8 protein-coding genes are annotated in these 17,225 nt (G+C 59.9%); 4 read left to right on the plus strand and 4 right to left on the minus strand.

Features of this window, described 5'->3' with window-relative positions; all coding sequences use genetic code 11:
• The first annotated feature begins 32 nt into the window (after window positions 1–32).
• The 3 genes from JNN07_04395 (at window position 33) to JNN07_04405 (ending at window position 6,852) form a co-directional block, all read left to right on the plus strand.
• Window positions 33–2,054 carry a hypothetical protein gene (locus JNN07_04395; GenBank protein MBL9166959.1) on the plus strand — a complete coding sequence of 674 codons (2,022 nt, stop codon included), beginning with the start codon at window positions 33–35 and terminating at the stop codon, window positions 2,052–2,054.
• A 381-nt stretch (window positions 2,055–2,435) separates the two neighbouring features.
• Window positions 2,436–5,408 carry a DUF1549 domain-containing protein gene (locus tag JNN07_04400; protein ID MBL9166960.1) on the plus strand — a complete coding sequence of 991 codons (2,973 nt, stop codon included), beginning with the start codon at window positions 2,436–2,438 and terminating at the stop codon, window positions 5,406–5,408.
• Window positions 5,398–6,852: a DUF1501 domain-containing protein gene (locus tag JNN07_04405; protein MBL9166961.1), complete on the plus strand. Its 1,455-nt coding sequence runs from the start codon at window positions 5,398–5,400 to the stop codon at window positions 6,850–6,852. The genes JNN07_04400 and JNN07_04405 overlap by 11 nt, the downstream gene beginning before the upstream one ends.
• Before the next feature lie 870 nt (window positions 6,853–7,722).
• Here JNN07_04405 and JNN07_04410 read toward each other — a convergent pair.
• Together JNN07_04410 and JNN07_04415 are read right to left on the minus strand one after the other, a co-directional pair.
• Window positions 7,723–8,088 carry a hypothetical protein gene (locus tag JNN07_04410; GenBank protein ID MBL9166962.1) on the minus strand — a complete coding sequence of 122 codons (366 nt, stop codon included), beginning with the start codon at window positions 8,086–8,088 and terminating at the stop codon, window positions 7,723–7,725.
• An 842-nt stretch (window positions 8,089–8,930) separates the two neighbouring features.
• Entirely contained in the window at window positions 8,931–9,680 is a 750-nt protein-coding gene (locus JNN07_04415) for a sulfite exporter TauE/SafE family protein (GenBank protein ID MBL9166963.1), read from the minus strand.
• Between the two features lie 222 nt (window positions 9,681–9,902).
• Here JNN07_04415 and JNN07_04420 point away from each other — a divergent pair, with 222 nt between their 5' ends.
• Complete coding sequence (locus JNN07_04420) at window positions 9,903–10,910, plus strand: hypothetical protein (protein ID MBL9166964.1); 1,008 nt, start codon at window positions 9,903–9,905, stop codon at window positions 10,908–10,910.
• A 319-nt stretch (window positions 10,911–11,229) separates the two neighbouring features.
• Here JNN07_04420 and JNN07_04425 read toward each other — a convergent pair whose 3' ends face one another.
• Both JNN07_04425 and JNN07_04430 read right to left on the minus strand, forming a co-directional pair.
• Window positions 11,230–13,617, minus strand: a complete 2,388-nt coding sequence (locus JNN07_04425; protein MBL9166965.1) for a hypothetical protein — start codon at window positions 13,615–13,617, stop codon at window positions 11,230–11,232.
• Window positions 13,618–13,666: 49 nt separating this feature from the next.
• Window positions 13,667–17,170, minus strand: coding sequence for a pyruvate carboxylase (locus JNN07_04430; protein MBL9166966.1), 3,504 nt, complete (start codon window positions 17,168–17,170; stop codon window positions 13,667–13,669).
• Between the last annotated feature and the right edge of the window lie 55 nt (window positions 17,171–17,225).

Genomic DNA, 17,225 nt, shown 5'->3' on the forward strand with positions numbered 1-17,225 from the left:
CCGAAATCACCAGAACCCAAAACATAAATTTTATGCTTCACTCATCTCGATCTCAGCCCGCCCCCAGCCGGGGAACAGCGCCTGTTTACCCCAGGCAAAGCCATTCGCGCTTCCGACGCTGGCTCAGCGCAATCCTAACCACGACCTGCGTGGCGCTCACGGCCCAGGCCGAAACCGTAACCCTGCAGTATGAAATGGCGCCCAGCTTGAACGGACCCTGGAGCAAGGTAGATATGAATGCGCTGGTCGTCCATCCCGACGGCACCACGACCGTGGATTCGCAGCTGCCCAAGACCTATTTCCGGCTTCAAATCCTTCAGAATGGCCAACAAGGCAGTTTCCCAATTCTGCCCCTGGCCGATCTGCCGCCTCGCGTGCTGGACTTAGCCAAAGCCCAGCTCGGCCGGATCTCAGGAAACTCGAACCTCTTCAATGGCGAATGGTCCGAGATTGCCATCTCGCCCTTCGTCTGTCCCGTAGGAGATCCCTCGGGCGGGGCCGGCAGTGGGCTGGTGGAACTGAAACTGATTTCCAAGCCTAAGAATCCCCGTGCCATCCGAGGATTCCGCCCCAACGCTTCAGATGACGAGTCGTGCGATCGAGGTTTTCTGCTCATGTCACTCGACCGGAGTAACCTACCGCTTCTGGAATTCAGCACGGAAGGTCTAACCAAGGGTGAGCAATTGCTGAAACGATGCGGCACCCAAACGCCGGCCAAGATTCTGCGGTTCAGCCCGACCTTCTGGGCAGCGGAAGACGCTAACGGCCGTCTCATTGGCAACCAAGGCACTGAACCCTTCTTCATCCCCCATGCCTACTCCAATATCGTTAACCGACGATTCACCGGCGTGATCGACTCCGAAACGGGAGTCAGCAATGTCCCCGCCAAGCCCACCGGCATCCGCAATCAGCCCTATCGTAGCTACGCTGAAATGAAACGGGACTTCCAGGTCAACCCCGTCATCGAGACCATGCGGAAACGCCGCGCCGAATATGCCCGGCTTCAGTGGGATCTGGAGGATGGAAAACAGCCGCAAATCCTTCAGGTGCGCGTCGGCCAGTCCGTTTCGCTACTCCCCGGAAAACAGGTGGACGATGTTACCCTTCATTGGGAGGAACCCCGCAGCCTCGCCGACGTCTCCCCGATTCCCCGTTTGGGCGGAATCCGGGTCCTCGGCCTCATCCCCGGCAGCGCGCCACTCATTGTTCGAATCGATGAAAAGCTGGAGCAATACGTTCTCCAGGTCCTGCCGGCCGGGATCGTCGGCGGACTTCAGCCCTCCCTCGCGGGAATCGAAGCCCCTCACTGGGAGACCAAGGTCGAAGCGTATGCGGGCAACTGGTCCGATCAACGTCATTGGTATCAGTTGCGAGACAGCTCGGACTGGTGCGATTTGGTAGGCTGTGGACCCACCGCGCTGGCCATGTTGTTCGGATGGTGGGATGCGAAGGGCGTTCCGAGCGCTTTCTACAAGTCTCTGACCAGCTTCGAGTCGATGAGCCAATCGGATGCACCAGCGGATCTCTCCACCAGCGGCCGAAAAGCCATCGTTCGCGGTGCCTACAAGATGCTGCACGAACAATGTGATGTGATTTGCAATCCCTTCGGCGATGATGGGGCAACGCTGCCGGAAGATCTCATCGAGGGTTACTACAGCTATGTCCACCAGGTGAGCAGCGGGATTGGACTCGGCACGATTATGTTCTCGGGTGTTAACAAACCTCTGGTGGGACATAGCTGCAGCTGGGCCTACGATTTCTGGGGTGATGATTGGGAAACCTCCGGCAGCCGCGTGGCAACCGGAATCAAGAACGGTCGTCCCGGGGTGATCGGTCTCGGATGGCTCTGGCACTACGCCGTCGCCTACGGCTACATCCGCGAGGAATTGGTCGCGGACCTGGGCAACGGCGAGATTAATTTGGGCACACGCCGCTGGCTCAAGTGCAATGAGGGATGGAAGAATAGCAGTCCGTCCTGGTATAGCGCCCACGATGTCTTCCTAGGCCTCACCACCCGGATGTGGCAGAAGAACACGCCCCACAACCCGAACTGAAAGTGTCGGGTGATCGGGCCAAGCGCGGCGGGACCATCCCGCCGCGCTTTTGTTTGCACCGGGGAATCGGGACTATCCGCCCGTCGGACTTGTCCCCGGTCGGCACTCTAGCATCCAGGATCAGAACCGCTGCCCCCCCGGATGACACTTGCAGGGCGGCAAAATCCGACTAGGCTAGCAGCGTGATCACCCTGATGCGTTTGGCCACCGCGAGCCCCATGCCCTTCACGCAGAACGCATGGCGCTACGAGCTCTCTCCGCATCAACAGGTTCCAGAACGCTGGTTCAACTGCGGCGAGTCTCTATGACACTCTTCTAACCATGCGGAAAGGCCTCCTAGTCTGGTTCCCATCCCGAGCTCCCGGGAATTCACGGCCGAGGATGGTCGACGCCCCGTCCCACGAGGTAGGAGCAGGCCCAGGCTGGCCGCCTCCCTCCTGGTGCCAACGGGTTCTGATGGTGGCCGTCCTCGCCAGCACCGTCACCTCCCTCTCCGCGGTTACCCCGACACCGACGCCCCCATGGTGGACCTCTCGTTCCATCCAGAAACCGCCCGTCCCCAAGCCCCAAGGCACTGAGTGCCGAAATGAAATCGACGCGTTCATTCAGGCCACGCTGCGATCTCACCAACTCTCACCCAGTCGGGAAGCCAACCGCGGCACCCTGATCCGGCGTCTCTACTTCGATCTCTGGGGGCTCCCGCCCACACCCGAGGCGGTGCGGGCCTTCGAGCAGGATCCGGCACCCGATGCCTACGAGCGCCTCGTCAATGACCTACTGAACTCTCCTCACTACGGCGAGCACTGGGCCAGGCACTGGTTGGATTTGGTTCGCTATGCCGATTCCGATGGCTACCGCATCGATGATTTCCGACCCAACGCATGGCGCTATCGCGACTATGTCATTCGCTCGCTGAATCAAGACAAGCCCTACAACCGATTCGTGCAGGAACAGCTCGCCGGTGATGAGCTGTGGCCGGAAGACACCGACGCCCTCATCGCCACCGGCTTTCTGCGGCACGGCATCTACGAATACAACAACCGCGACGCGGTAGCCCAGTGGAGCACCCTGCTCAACGACATTACCGACACCACCGCCGAGGTGTTCCTAGGCGTGGGACTTCAATGCGCCCGGTGCCACGACCACAAATTTGATCCGCTGCCTCAATCGGATTACTATCGATTCCAGGCCTTCTTCAGCGCCCTTCTCCCCCAGGAAGACACCCCGGTAGCAACGCCCGCGGAACGGGCGGCTTACGTCGCTCGGCTCGATCTCTGGATGGAAAAGACCGAGTCCATCCGGTCGCAGATCCGAGAGATTGAGAGCCCACCACGGCAGAGCGCCTCTGATGATCTGCGTAGTAAATTCCCCCCCGAAACTCAAGCGCTCATGCGCAAGCCGGTGGATCAGCGCACGCCGTACGAACATCAAATCGCTGAACTCGCTTACCGGCAGATTACCTACGCCTATGAGCGTCTCACACCCCGCCTCAGACCCGAGGAAAAAGAAAAGCTGACGGCGCTCCGGAAGCAGCTCGCCGAGTATGACTCGCTCCTGCCCAGCCCTCTACCCATGGCCATGACAGCGAAGGACGTTGGGCCAACCCCGCCGCCCACCCGCATCCCACGACACCCGGACACCGTCATCGATCCAGGATTCCTGAGCGTCATCGCGCCCGGACCAGCTCAGGTGAATCCGCTGCCGCAGTCTCCCCGCTCCACCGGTCGACGGGCCGCCCTGGCAAACTGGATTACCCGCCCCGACCATCCCCTCACCCCTCGCGTGATGGTAAACCGCGTTTGGCAGTATCACTTTGGAAAGGGACTCGTGGCCACGAGCAGTGACTTCGGCAAACTGGGGGAGCCGCCCACGCATCCCGAGCTGCTGGATTGGCTGGCCGCGGAGTTCGTATCCCGAGGATGGAGCCTGAAACATCTTCACCGGCTCATGGTCACCTCTCACACCTATCGTCAGGCGACCGCGCCGAGTGAGGAAGTTGTCGTCGAATCCGCCTCCTCGCGGACCACTCCCGCTCCCACTAAAGGCCCGGACCAGGCGGAAGCGGATCGTTGGCAACACGGACAAACCGTGGATCCCGAGAACAGGCTGCTCTGGCACGGCCAGGCCCGCCGGTTGAGCGCCGAGCAACTCCGCGACGCCTTGCTCTTGGCCAGTGGCGAGCTCAAACCGGGCAGCCCTGGTCCGTCGGTGGATGCCTCCAAGGCCTATCGCAGCATCTATGGCAAGGTTCTGCGCAACACCCGAGATCCGCTGCAGGACACCTTCGACGCGCCGCAAAACTTCACGAGCACCTGCAGCCGTGATGCCACCACCACTCCCATTCAGTCGCTGCTGCTGTTGAACAGCGCTTTCATGCAGGAGAAAGCGCGGACAATCGCCGCCCGCATCGATGGTCGCTTTCCGAACCAGGCGTCCGATCGAATCCGAGCCGCGTATCAAACACTTCTAGGACGTGCTCCGACCCCCAGCGAGATTCGCGAGGCTGAGGAATTTCTCGAGTCCCAGGAGCGGTTGGTCGATCCCGAGCTGGCTGTTTCGGCGGCAGCCTCATTTGCATCCGCCAAGATACCCTACCGGGATGGCAGGGCCGCAGTGATCCAGCTCAAAGGGGGCAACGATAACCTCGATGCGCCCCTGACGCGCCCCTACCCCGCCGGTAGCAAGACCATCGAGGGCTTCGTTTTGCTCCGCTCTTACGCCGAAGATGCCTCCTCCAGAACCATCTTGGCCGGGCACGATGCCATCTCCGCCAGCCCGGTATGGGCGTTGGCTGTCACGGGAAAGAAGTTCCGAGGCAAACCACAATCACTGGTGATGGAGATAGCCTCCGCCAACTCAGGGGAGCCCTCCATCGTCGCATCGGAGCTCGTCATCCGGCTCGACCGTCCCTACTTCGTGGCAGCGGCCTTGGATCCCGTCGGTGGCATGGTCACCTTTCACGCCAAAGACCTATCCAACGAGGATGAACCTCTGGCCACCACTCAAGTCACTGTCCCCTCCGGCCTGTCCGATCGGACTCTAACCGCTTTAACGTTTGGAGCCAGCCGGAACGGACTTCAGAGGTGGGACGGCTTGATCGACGACGTCCGCATCACCCGCGGGCTCATTGGGGTGGAGGAGCTTCAGCTCCGTCGTCCCGGGACAGGAAAGGACACGCTGGGGTTTTGGGCTTTCGAGCCGAAACCGAGCTATTTTAAGGACCGGTCGGCCCTGGCCAACGATATCGAGTGGCGAACCGCTCCCCCGTCAACGCGACTCACGGCCCAGTTCCTGGCATTCGGAGATTTCTGTCACGCGCTGTTAAACTCGAGCGAATTCCTTTATGTCGAGTAACCCTTTGAGCACACCGAAAGGATCTCAGGCAGATTCCGTTTTTTTGGGCCGACGCGAATTCCTCCGGCGCTCAGGGGGCGGTTTCGGCGCCTTAGCCCTCGCCCACCTGCTCCAGTCCGACGCGGTGGGCGCCATGATGCCAGGGGTGAAAGCTTCTGCCCGTCTCCCGCATCAAAGGCCGCGGGCTAAAAATGTCATCTTCCTGTTCATGGAAGGCGGCCCGAGCCATCTCGATACCTTCGATCCAAAACCGCTGCTCAACACGCTGGCCGGCCAGCGGATTCCTCCCAGCTTCAAGCGGGTGATCACTTCGATGGGCGAGTTTCACTCTCCGATCCTCGGCAGCAAGCGAGCCTGGAAACAACACGGGAGCGGAGGACTCTGGATTTCCGACTGGCTCCCGGAGATCGCCAGCTGCGCCGATGACTTGGCCGTGGTGCGTTCCTGCTGGGCGGAGGGTATCAATCACTCCTCGGGCATCTGCCAGATGAACACCGGATCCATCTTGGCCGGCCGGCCATCGCTCGGCAGTTGGGTGAGCTATGGCCTGGGAACGTTCAACCAAAACCTGCCGAGCTTCGTCGTGATGCAGGATGCGCCGGCTCAGGTCGTCAACGGACCGCGCAACTGGGGATCCGGGTTTATGCCCGCCATGTATCAGGGCGTCCGCATGCACATCGATTCGGAACCGATTCCCAACCTGAACGTGCCGGAAGGAACCACCGACGCCCAGCAGCGCCAGAAGCTCGCCTTCCTCGACCAACTCAACCGCCGCTTCGCCGCCCAACACCCCGACCAGACGGAACTGGAGGCTCGGATCGCGAGCTACGAGTTAGCGTTCCGAATGCAGAGCGAAGCCCCCGAAGCGGTCAATCTTGCTCAGGAAACCCAAGCTACCCAGATGCTCTACGGCATGGATCGCCCGGAAACGCAGAGCTTTGGCAAGATGTGCCTCATGGCGCGACGGCTGGTCGAGCGCGGTGTGCGATTCGTTCAACTCTACCATGGGGCTGGCAACCGCTGGGATGCCCACGAGAAAATCGAAAAGAATCACAGCGAGCAGTGCCGGGCGATGGATAAGCCAGTGGCCGGCTTGCTGAAAGATCTCAAGTCGCGGGGTCTGCTCGATGAAACCCTGGTCATCTGGGGCGGTGAGTTTGGTCGTACTCCGATGTCCGAAAAGGGCGACGGTCGTGACCACAACCCCAGCGGGTTCACCATGTGGATGGCCGGTGGCGGAGTGAAGGGCGGCCAGACGATCGGCAGCACCGACGACTTGGGGCTGCACGCAGTCGAGAACCGCATGCATGTCCACGACCTTCATGCGACCATCCTCTGGCTCCTGGGAATCGATCACACCCAGCTCACCTACCGATTCAAGGGCCGCCCCGAACGAGCGACGATGAACGAGGGGGAAGTCTTCCAGCCCATCGCAGCTTCCTAGTTGCCACCACCGGTGCCGAGAACCCACCGGGTTCAAAGGGATTAGCTGGGGATAGAAGGCTGCTGCATTACATACGGCCCAGCTCGGTCGCGAAGCGTCTTGGACTGCTGTAGCCCTCTACAGCTTTTCAGTGCCCCCGGAGGGGGATCCCGGCTACGCCGAGGGGACTAAAGCGGTAGAGGTCTCTGAGCATTACCCACAACTTCTTCAACCAGATGTTAGAATCCCACAGGGATTCCGCCTCAAAGCCCAGGGTTGGCGCGACTCAGGAGCGCCTACCCTGGGTTAGTCGTTGTTTTCTGACAACCCCATCGCGGGTTGCGTCTGGATCAGCTAAACGCCCCAAGGGACCGCAACCCACCATGGGGTTGTGAATTCTATTGGCTTTTCCCAGGGTAGCTCGTTCCTCGCAACCCTGGGCTTTGAGGCGCAATCCCGTTGGGATAGGGAGGAAGCCCTCCGAACTTGTGGGTAATGCTTAGGTCGTGCCACCGCGGTCCGTAGGGCGATCGCGCTCTCCGTTACCGTGCGAAGAAGTGTGGCTCTATGGTCTGCGCGTGGCATGCCACCGCTTTTCCTATACGCCTCGGCAAACCCCATTCGCTCATCTGCCCCCACACACGGTCGCCTGGGGTTTCGGCGAGGCGCGAACGAAAGGCGGAGACATGTCTCCGCAGTCCATAGACTTACCTGGCTGCCCCGATTGCGATTGCGACTGCGAAACGAACCCCCACCCCAACTCTTTCTTGCCATTCCACGTAAGAGGTTCTCGTAAATCTCGTAGAAAGGTGTGTAATCGTTACGGGATAAGCCCTTTGTTGTGCTTGGGGCAGACCCGAATTCACTTTCCTCGAGTTCAGCACCGAGGGATTAACCAAGGGAGAGCAGCTGCTCAAGAGATGCGGCACTCAGTCTCCCGACAAGATCCTGCGCGTCAGCCCCACTTTTTGGGCTGCAGAAGACTCCGCCGGCCGCCTCATCGCCAACCAGGGCACCGAGCCCTTCTTCATCCCTCACGCGTATTCGAACATCGTCAACCGACGATTCACCGGGGAGATTGATTCTGAAACGGGCGTCAGCAATGTCCCAGCCAAGCCCACCGGTATCCGGAATCAGCCCTATCGCAGCTACGCTGAGATGAAGCGGGACTTTCTGGTCAACCCCATCATCGAGACGATGCGCAAACGACGTGCCGAATATGCCCGGCTCCAATGGGATCTTGAGGATGGCAAACAACCCACGATCCTCCAGGTGCGCGTCGGCCAGACGGTTTCACTGCTCCCCGGCAAACAGGTGGATGACGTCACCCTTCACTGGGAGGAGCCTCGAAGCTTGGCTGAGATCACCCCAGTTTCCCGTCTCGGCGGGATCCGGGTGCTAGGTCGCATCCCTGGAAGTGCACCGCTGATCGTGCGCATTGATGAAAAACTCGAACAGTATGTCCTGCAGGTCCTCCCTGCAGGTATCGTGGGCGGCCTCCAGCCCTCACTCGCAGGCATCGAGGCACCGCATTGGGAAACCAAGGTGGAAGCCTACGCCGGCAACTGGTCGGACCAGCGTCATTGGTATCAGCTGCGAGACAGCTCGGACTGGTGCGATTTGGTAGGCTGTGGGCCCACCGCGCTGGCCATGTTGCTCGGATGGTGGGATGCAAAGGTCGTTCCGAGCGCTTTCTACAAATCGCTGACCAGCTTCGAGTCGATGAGCCAGTCGGATGCACCGGCGGATATGGAGACCTCCGCTCGCCGATCGATCGTCCGTGGCGCTTACAAAATGCTTCATGAGCAGTGCGATAGAAGAACACGCCCCACAACCCGAACTGAGAATCGGAGCAAATCGAATCAAGCGCGGCGGGCTCGTCCCGCCGCGCTTTTTATTTGCACGAGGAAATGGGGACTCGAGACAGATTTCCAAACCCTTTGTCGGAAGCTTCGTCGGAAACTTTGTCGAGTCCGATGCCGGGAACGAGAAGACCACCTACCACCTACCACCTACCACCTACCACCTACCACCTACCACCTACCACCTACCACCTACCACCTACCACCTACCACCTACCACCTCTACCACCCACCACCTCACGACCCAAAAATCAACCGAGCCGCAGCTACCACCGCCAACACCAGCACCAAGCTGTCAAACCACTTCTGCGGGAGCCGCGCCACCAAGTGGCGTCCCAGGAAAAGCCCGCCGATGATGCAGGGTAACAGCAACAGATTGAAGCTAAGCGTCGAACCGCTGATCAACCCCAGCTGCAAGCTAAACGGAACCTTGAGCAGATTCAGTATCAGAAAGAACCAAGCTCCCGTGCCGATAAACGCGTCCTTGGGCAAGCTCACCGCCAAAAGATAGAGCGCCATCACCGGCCCAGCGGCATTGGCCATCATGGTGGTCACCCCCGCCAGGAATCCCATAGTCCAGGCAAACGGAATGGAATGCGGAACTTGGTTGAACCAGCCCGGACGCCAGTGCCGTATCAACTGGAGCAATGCGAGTGTCAAAACGATGCCGCCGATCAACGGACCGAACTTGGCCCCTGGCAATCGTCCCATGAGATACCATCCAACAGCGACGCCCACCAACGCCGGCGGCAAGGTGCGAAGGACATACACCCATTGCGCATTTCGACGGAATAGCCACACCGCCCCGATGTCACCCGCAATCAACATCGGCAACACCACACCTGTGGAAGCCGCTCCCGGGAACAGGGACGCAAACACCACCACATGAAACAGGCTGATGCCGGGCAGACCGCTCTTGGATACACCCACGCCGGTGGCGGCGATCAAAGCCATCAGCCATTCGGAAGGTGTAAAGACCGGCAACATGTGGCGAGAGAGTCGCAACGCCCGCCTCAAGAGGCAAGGCCGAGAAGCGGGGTTTCACCAGGGTGCCTCAAGCCCAATCCATGCAGTAGGGCGGCATGGATTGGCCTCAAGGCCAAGATGAGAATGCCGATTCTAACCCCAACGGTCTGCAGACGCTCCCGGCAAAAGGGGATGGAGAGAAATGCCGCCGAGCCGTCGGTTTCCAACACGAAACACCATCGTATGAAACGCTATTTTTTGGTCACTTCCTCAGGTGCCTCGGCCGCAGGCTGGCTGGCAGCTAGCCTGAACCAGCACCCCGATATCTGCTGCAGCTGCGGTTCAGCTCCCATCTCGAATTCGATTCACTACCATCACGTCAGCACTCCAGAATTCCTGGAGCGTCACGCCGCGTTTCTAACCGCCCATTGCGTGGGGCCTCAAGCGACTCCCAGATCCATCGATCAAATGTTTCAGGAGCTCGAAGGGTTTCGAAGCGTCGGTTTCTATGGCAATGTTCACGCCGAAACAGTGCTGACCTACCACGCGAGCCTTCGGACCTGTCCCCCCCTGCGCCGGTTCACCGTTGCCAATCTGGTTCGTCACGCCATACCGCGCGCCGAAGCCCGATACCGATCGATCCATCAGGACTCGGAGGCGAGCCCAGGCATGGCCAAGGTCTGCGATTTCCAATTCAAGGACCGGATCAACCGGCTGCCGAATGTCGCCGATGCCATACTCGAGCAAATCGGTGACCTCGAAAGCGACCCGAAGAGGCGTCGTTTCGTAAGCGCGATCCTGGAGACCATCGGCGCCAGCACGGAGTTCTTAACCGAGCCAGGACAGGCAGCTATGGACCACTATCGCATCGAGGATCTGAAAGGCTGCCGCGAGCACTATCAAGGTTTCGTGAGGAAGATGACCAACGGGAATCTCGACCCGGCTCCCCAGTATCTGGATGCTATTTTTTCAGAGGAAAACCTCAACTCGGGGAGATGCCGAAACGACAGCCTGGCGAAAGTCCCTCCCCCCAGTCCGGAGGCGCAATGGCGAGCATGGTCAGACTGGCAACGACGGGCATTCCAAGCGGCCATGGTCTCCTCCCGCTTTCACGAACAGTTCGAAACGGTGGGCTATTCCTTTGAGTTCGTAGGAGCTCCGTCCACCCCGTTGTTCCCCGGCTGGCGACGGTATTCAGCCCCGCCACCTCCAAGGGTTGCAGCCCCTGCCCTGTTCAACCAAATGCCCTAGCAGCCTGTCGGACTTGTCCCCACCCGATGTGTGCTCGGCTTTGAACCTCATTGGTACTAAAGAATGACGTAGGAAGCGCCGCGACACGCTGCTAGATATTTTTCCTACGAAAAAGAGCGGATCCGCTGATGTTTTGCTTAAAGAAGGAGCAGTGCAACGGCGTCGGAGGGAATTCAGAAGAACGTTACCGTCAGTCGGCTCGGCCCTCGCAAGTCCCTCTGCAGATCCGTGTGGTCCGCGTGTTCCGTGGGCAATATGTCTCCTCTCCTATTTCCGACGGCCCGCTTTCGAACTTCGTGGACGCTGCTAGTATTACGGCTTACTTCAGCTGCACCGAGTAGTGATAGCAATCCGCGGTCGCCCAATCCTTCGGATCGGGCTCTTGTCCATAGGTCGTTAGGTATAGCTCCAGGTCGTGAGTTTCACGATTCTCATAGAGGGAAAAGTTTGAAAACTGAACCGCTGGCCCCTGGAACGCATAGCGATCTTCAATCACGGAAAGGGTCTCCCGACGCAACGCAGCCTGGGTCTCGTCCACCTCTGCGATCAGCAGGGGATAACGCGGAAGATTCCCATCTGGCGGTTCGAGGCAAATGTTCCCGATCCAATAAAGCTTACCGGTGACGCTATGGCGGATCATGCGATGGATCGAGGACGGCGAGTAGAAAGAGCCTCCGTCGGCATACTTCCATTCCTGAACGGCAGACAGGCTCCGACCACCATCCACGGAGATCGCGAACCACTTGCGTCCCGGTTCCTTCGCGACCGAGCCATCCCATCCCGTGTTAGAACCGCGCCAAACCACCAGCAGACGTCCGTCGGTCAACTCAGCCACCTCCGGCTCCATCAAACCGCGCGCCGATCGCTCCGGCTCAATCTCGGTTCGGGCGCCCGGTGTCCACTCGTACGCAGCATTCTGCACATTCCAGCGTCCCAAGAAGAGCACGGCCCCCATCCGCCACGGACGCCGATCGTTGCCGGAGTCGCGGAGAGCATTGGCGTGCGCCAGACAGATTACCAGGCTCCCATCCCGCCTTACTAAGATCTGATTTCCAGGATACCCATTGTTCCGTTGTAGATAGTCTGACTGCAGGGGGTTCTTGGAATCAAACTCGGGTCCCGACTCATACCGCAGAACCGATGGCGCGCTCCAGGTCCGACCCTGATCCTCCGAGGTGCGAACGAAACTCGCATTGTAGAAAACCCCCTGGATCTCGATTTGGCGCAGCCAGGTTTGGACTAGTTTTTTCGAGGCGGGATCGAACACATCGCCCCAACCGATCTCCGTGGCCTTGATGGTGCCATAGTCGACCAAAGATGATGCCGCCTGGGCCGCCCAAGGCGACCACGTTCGTCCATTATCGATCGACCAGCGGGCTTGCTGACGGTCCGCGACGTCACTCACGCTTTCCCGGGCTCGCCACTCCCTCAGCTCTAGCTGGGGGCCAACTGAGTGAACCGCAACCATCGCGGCTGTGCGAGGTTGGGGGTGCTTCTCGTAGAGTTGTCGCTTCACTGTAACGAGCGATCGATTCGTCTCCCACGGCGGGATGGGGAAGTTCTCCAGCGTCGGCAGCGAACCGAGTTGTTGCATCACTTCGAAGGGCGGCTCGAAGGCTTCGGCCCCATTTTCGCGAGTCGTGAAGAAATTGAACAGGTAGATCCCATCCGCACCGTCTTTCCACAGATGCCGGGCGGCGCGACGATACTTTGTGGCCGTCAGGTTTTGTTCCAGCGTCCCACCTTCGGTGCATTCAATGCTCCCATACACTGGCAGGTTGGGCAGACGTTGCTTCCACGGCCGAATCGCCAGGTCATAACGTTCGAACAAAAACTCGCTGACGGTAAGGAAGTCGATCCAACCTCGCTGGGCCCAGCCAACCGGATCGCACCCGATCTCTCGCGAAGCCGCTTCACTGGGGGGCGTGCGACCATAATTCGAAGGAGCGCGCACCCCCAACACCAAACGTCGCCCCCGCTTCTTCCCTTCGTCGTCCAGCAACGCCCTCACCCTCTCCACGAGAGGATTCATCTGCGCGATTCGCTCCTCGATGGTGCCGGTCTGGAAGTAAGTGGGAAACCGCTGAAAATCCAGCTCAATGCCATCGCTGTCGTACCGCTGCACGGCCTCACGAATGAGCTCAAACACGTAGTCTCGAACCGGCTGCTGCCCAAAATCCAGAGCGCCATTGCCCAATCGAAACTCCGGATGATCCCGCCAGAAGGCGGTCCGTAAAAAGTCGTTTCCGTGAGCATCGTTCATCCGGAACGTCAGCAGGCCCTCTAAGCCTTTCTTCCGAGCTTCGGCCAAAATGATAGCGTAGGGGTCGATTCCTTGATCGAAGAAGCTCTGCAGGTTGCGAAAGCGCTGCCGCTCGCCTTCGGGCCACTTCTCTCGCTCCTCGGGAGTGGAGAGCGTCCCACGCAACGTGCCCACACGGGTGGGAAAGTACAGCACCTGAGCATTGATGCAGACGAGGAGGGTGTCCACCTGACTCCCCTTCGCCGTCAACTCCTCCACGATCCGGCGCAGGTCGGCGGTGTCGATGGGACCAGGCCCTTTCCGCCCGGCCTTGAGCGTCATGCAGGAGTCACCGTCCAGGTTGTAAAGAATCCGTCGTTGAGCCGGAGCCGCGTGAACCTCACTGCACCACACGCCCAGGAGCAACCCCAGCAGCTTGGCGGCGAACCATGATCTCGTGTTCATGACCGGTTCCTCAGCCCAGGCCCCAGCCTCCGAGACTGGAGAGGACCGCTCACGCACGCAGCTTCATCAAGAGGTCCTTGCTCTCGACGCTTTCACCCACCTGGGCGAAGATCTCGCTGACAACGCCATCAGCCGCAGCATAAATGGTGGTCTGCATCTTCATGGCTTCCATGGTGAACAGCTTGGCGGACTTGGCCACCTTGTTGCCGACGCTCACGTTCACACTGGTGATAATTCCCGGGATCGGTGCACCCACCTGCAACGGATCGGCCGGATCCGCCTTGGCGCGCGTCTTGGCGACCGCCTTGACGGACTTGTCGAGCACATGGGTCTCACGGGTCATGCCGTTGAGTTCGTAAGTGACCGTGCGACGGCCATCTTTGTCCACCGCGCCAACATTGATCAGACGCATGAACAGCGTCTTGCCTGGCTCGATCTCCACGCTCATCTCTTCTCCGGGCTTGAGGCCGTAGAAGAACGAACCGCTGGGCAGAACGCTCACATCGCCATATTGATGCTGGAACTTCGCGTACTCCGCGAAGACTTCCGGATACATCAGGTGGCTATACAAATCATCTTCGGTCGCTTCCCGTTTGAGTTTGCTCGTCAGGGCCTTGCGCTCGTCCTTGAGGTTCAAGGGATCAAGCCCAGCGCCCGGACGGCCCTTCAGCGGCTTTTCCTTCCCTAGGACGACTTTCTGCACGTCCTTAGGCCATCCGTCCATCGGCTGTCCCAACCCGCCACGCAGCATGTCGATCACGCTGGCTGGGAACGGGGTGACGCCCGGCTCCAAATTCACCACATCCTGCGGCTTGATGCCACGAGTGAACAGGAACAGCGCCATGTCCCCAACCACCTTGCTGCTGGGCGTGACTTTCACGATGTCGCCCAAGAGCTGATTCACCTCCGCGTAGCATCGGGCGATCTCCGGCCACCGATGACCAAGACCCATGCTCGCCGCCTGCTCTTTCAAATTGGTGTACTGACCGCCTGGCATCTCATGCAAATAGACCTCGGCACTGCCGGTCTTGGGAGCCGTGTCGAAGGGCTTGTACAGCTCGCGAACCTGTTCCCAATAGTCCGAGAACTCATTGAGGGTATCCAGGTTAAGGCCGGTATCGCGCGGGGTGTTCTGCAACGCCGCGACGATCGAGTTGAGATTCGGCTGGCTGGTGCTGCCGCTCATGCTCGCAATCGCCAGATCCACCACATCCACGCCCGCCTCCGACGCCTTGATGATACTCGAGGAACTGATGCCGCTGGTATCGTGCGTGTGGAAGTGAATTGGAAGTCCCACTTCCTCCTTCAAGGCCTTCACCAAAGCCTGCGCCGCATACGGACGGCAGAGGCCGGCCATGTCCTTGATGGCGATCATGTGCGCCCCCATCTTCTCCAACTCGCGCGCCAGCTGGATGTAGTACTTCAGCGAATACTTCGTGCGCTTGGGATCCAGGATGTCGCCGGTGTAGCACAAGGCAGCCTCACAAATCCCATGCGTCGACTGCACTGCTTCCATCGCCACCTTGAGATTGGGCAGATAGTTCAGCGAGTCGAAGATCCGGAAGATATCCATCCCGGCCTCCGCGGCATGCTTCACGAAGCCAGCGACGACGTTGTCGGGATAATTGCTGTAGCCCACGGCATTGCTGCCACGGAACAGCATCTGGAAACAAATGTTCGGGACCTTCTCGCGCAGCAGGCGCAAGCGCTGCCAGGGATCATCGCGCAGGAAGCGCATCGAGGTATCGAACGTCGCTCCACCCCACATTTCCAGGGAGAACAGCTCAGGGGTGCGACGCGCGACGGCATCGGCCGCGGCGAGCATGTCGTAGCTGCGAACCCGGGTCGCCATCAGGGACTGATGTGCATCGCGAAACGTCGTGTCGGTGATCAGCAGGCGCTTTTGTTTCAACACCCATTGCGCGAACTTCTTGGGACCCAGCTCGAGGAGCAAATCGCGGCTGCCCTTGGCCGGAGTCGCTTTGTGATCGCAGGTCGGAGGCGTCGGCAGAGGCGTTGGGCCCACCTGCTTATACCCTTTGACATGAGGATTGCCGTTCACGATGACATCCCCCAGGAAGTTCAACAGCTTCGTCGCCCGATCCCGCCGCGGTTTAAAAGTAAACAGCCCCGGGGTGTTGTCGATCAGGGTGGTGGTCGCCCGCCCTTCGCGGAAGGTGTCGTTGGCGATCAGGTTCTCGAGGAACGGGATGTTGGTCTTCACCCCGCGGATCCGAAACTCGCGCAAGGCGCGATCCATGCGCTGGAGCGCGATGGAAAAGTTCTGGCCGGAGGCGGTGATCTTCACCAAGAGCGAATCGTAGAAGGGCGTGATGACCGCTCCGGCGTAGCCCATGCCGCCGTCGAGTCGCACGCCGAATCCGCCGGCGGATCGGTAGGTCAAAATCTTACCATAATCGGGGGTGAACTTGTTCTCCGGGTCCTCCGTGGTCACACGACTCTGAATCGCGTAGCCCTGACGGGGAACCTTGTCCTGGGCGGGAAGCCCCACCAGATCTCCAAACATGGAATGGCCCTGAGCGATCAGGATCTGCGCGCGAACCAGGTCGATGCCCGTGATCACTTCCGTGACCGTGTGCTCCACCTGAATGCGCGGATTCATCTCAATGAAGAACCAGTCATTCCGATCCAGGTCGTAGAGGAATTCCACCGTGCCGGCGTTGTCGTAGCCGATCTCCTTGGCAAGCCGGGCGGCGGCCAGGCAGAGCTCTTGGCGAACATGATCATCCAGGCCCACGCTCGGAGCGATCTCCACCACCTTCTGGTGACGACGCTGCACCGAGCAATCGCGCTCGTGGAGATGCAGGACATTGCCGTGCTTATCGCCCAGGACCTGCACCTCGATGTGCTTGGCGTGGGGGATGTATTTCTCGAGGAAGACGGCCGAATTGCCGAAGGCGCGACCTGCTTCGGCCTGGGCTTCGTCCAACAACGGTGCCAACTCGGAGGGGGTCTTAACCACCCGCATGCCGCGTCCGCCGCCGCCAAACGCCGCCTTGATGATGAGCGGGAAGCCGATATCGCGGGCTGTTTTAATAGCGGCGTCGCGGTCGGTGATAGGGTCTTCGGTGCCCGGGAGAGTGGGGATATTCAGGCGCTGAGCGAGGGAACGGGCGGTGGTCTTGTCCCCCATCATCTCGAGCAAGTCTGCCTTGGGGCCCACGAACGTGATGCCAGCCGCCGCGCAAGCGCGGGCGAACTCGGCGTTTTCGCTGAGGAAGCCGTAACCAGGGTGGATCAGATCGACCCCTTTTTCCTGAGCCAGCGCCACAATGCTCGGAATATCCAGATAGGCGGCCACCGGTCCCTTGCCCTTGCCGACCAAATAGGCTTCGTCCGCCTTAAAGCGATGCACGCTCAACCGGTCCTCTTGGGCGTAGATCGCGACCGTGCGCAGCCCGAGTTCAGTGGCGGCGCGGAAGACGCGAATCGCGATTTCACTGCGGTTGGCCACCAACAGCTTTTTAGCCGGGGGCAGGACTGCCGACGCGGTGTCGGAAGACGCGGAAGAATGACGGGTACCTGAGCTCATAAGTTAGCCCGGCTGTTATACTTGGCCCGCCATCCGGATGCAAAGGATTGGTGAG

The organism is Verrucomicrobiales bacterium, from assembly GCA_016793885.1.
Taxonomy (GTDB): domain Bacteria; phylum Verrucomicrobiota; class Verrucomicrobiia; order Limisphaerales; family UBA11320; genus UBA11320.

What these genes read in the sequence shown, in the direction of transcription:
- JNN07_04395 (MBL9166959.1), top strand. Translation starts at nt 33, where the DNA reads ATGCTTCACTCATCTCGATCTCAGCCCGCCCCCAGCCGGGGAACAGCG.
- JNN07_04400 (MBL9166960.1), top strand. Translation starts at nt 2,436, where the DNA reads ATGGTCGACGCCCCGTCCCACGAGGTAGGAGCAGGCCCAGGCTGGCCG.
- JNN07_04405 (MBL9166961.1), top strand. Translation starts at nt 5,398, where the DNA reads ATGTCGAGTAACCCTTTGAGCACACCGAAAGGATCTCAGGCAGATTCC.
- JNN07_04415 (MBL9166963.1), bottom strand. Translation starts at nt 9,680, where the DNA reads ATGTTGCCGGTCTTTACACCTTCCGAATGGCTGATGGCTTTGATCGCC.
- JNN07_04420 (MBL9166964.1), top strand. Translation starts at nt 9,903, where the DNA reads ATGAAACGCTATTTTTTGGTCACTTCCTCAGGTGCCTCGGCCGCAGGC.
- JNN07_04425 (MBL9166965.1), bottom strand. Translation starts at nt 13,617, where the DNA reads ATGAACACGAGATCATGGTTCGCCGCCAAGCTGCTGGGGTTGCTCCTG.
- JNN07_04430 (MBL9166966.1), bottom strand. Translation starts at nt 17,170, where the DNA reads ATGAGCTCAGGTACCCGTCATTCTTCCGCGTCTTCCGACACCGCGTCG.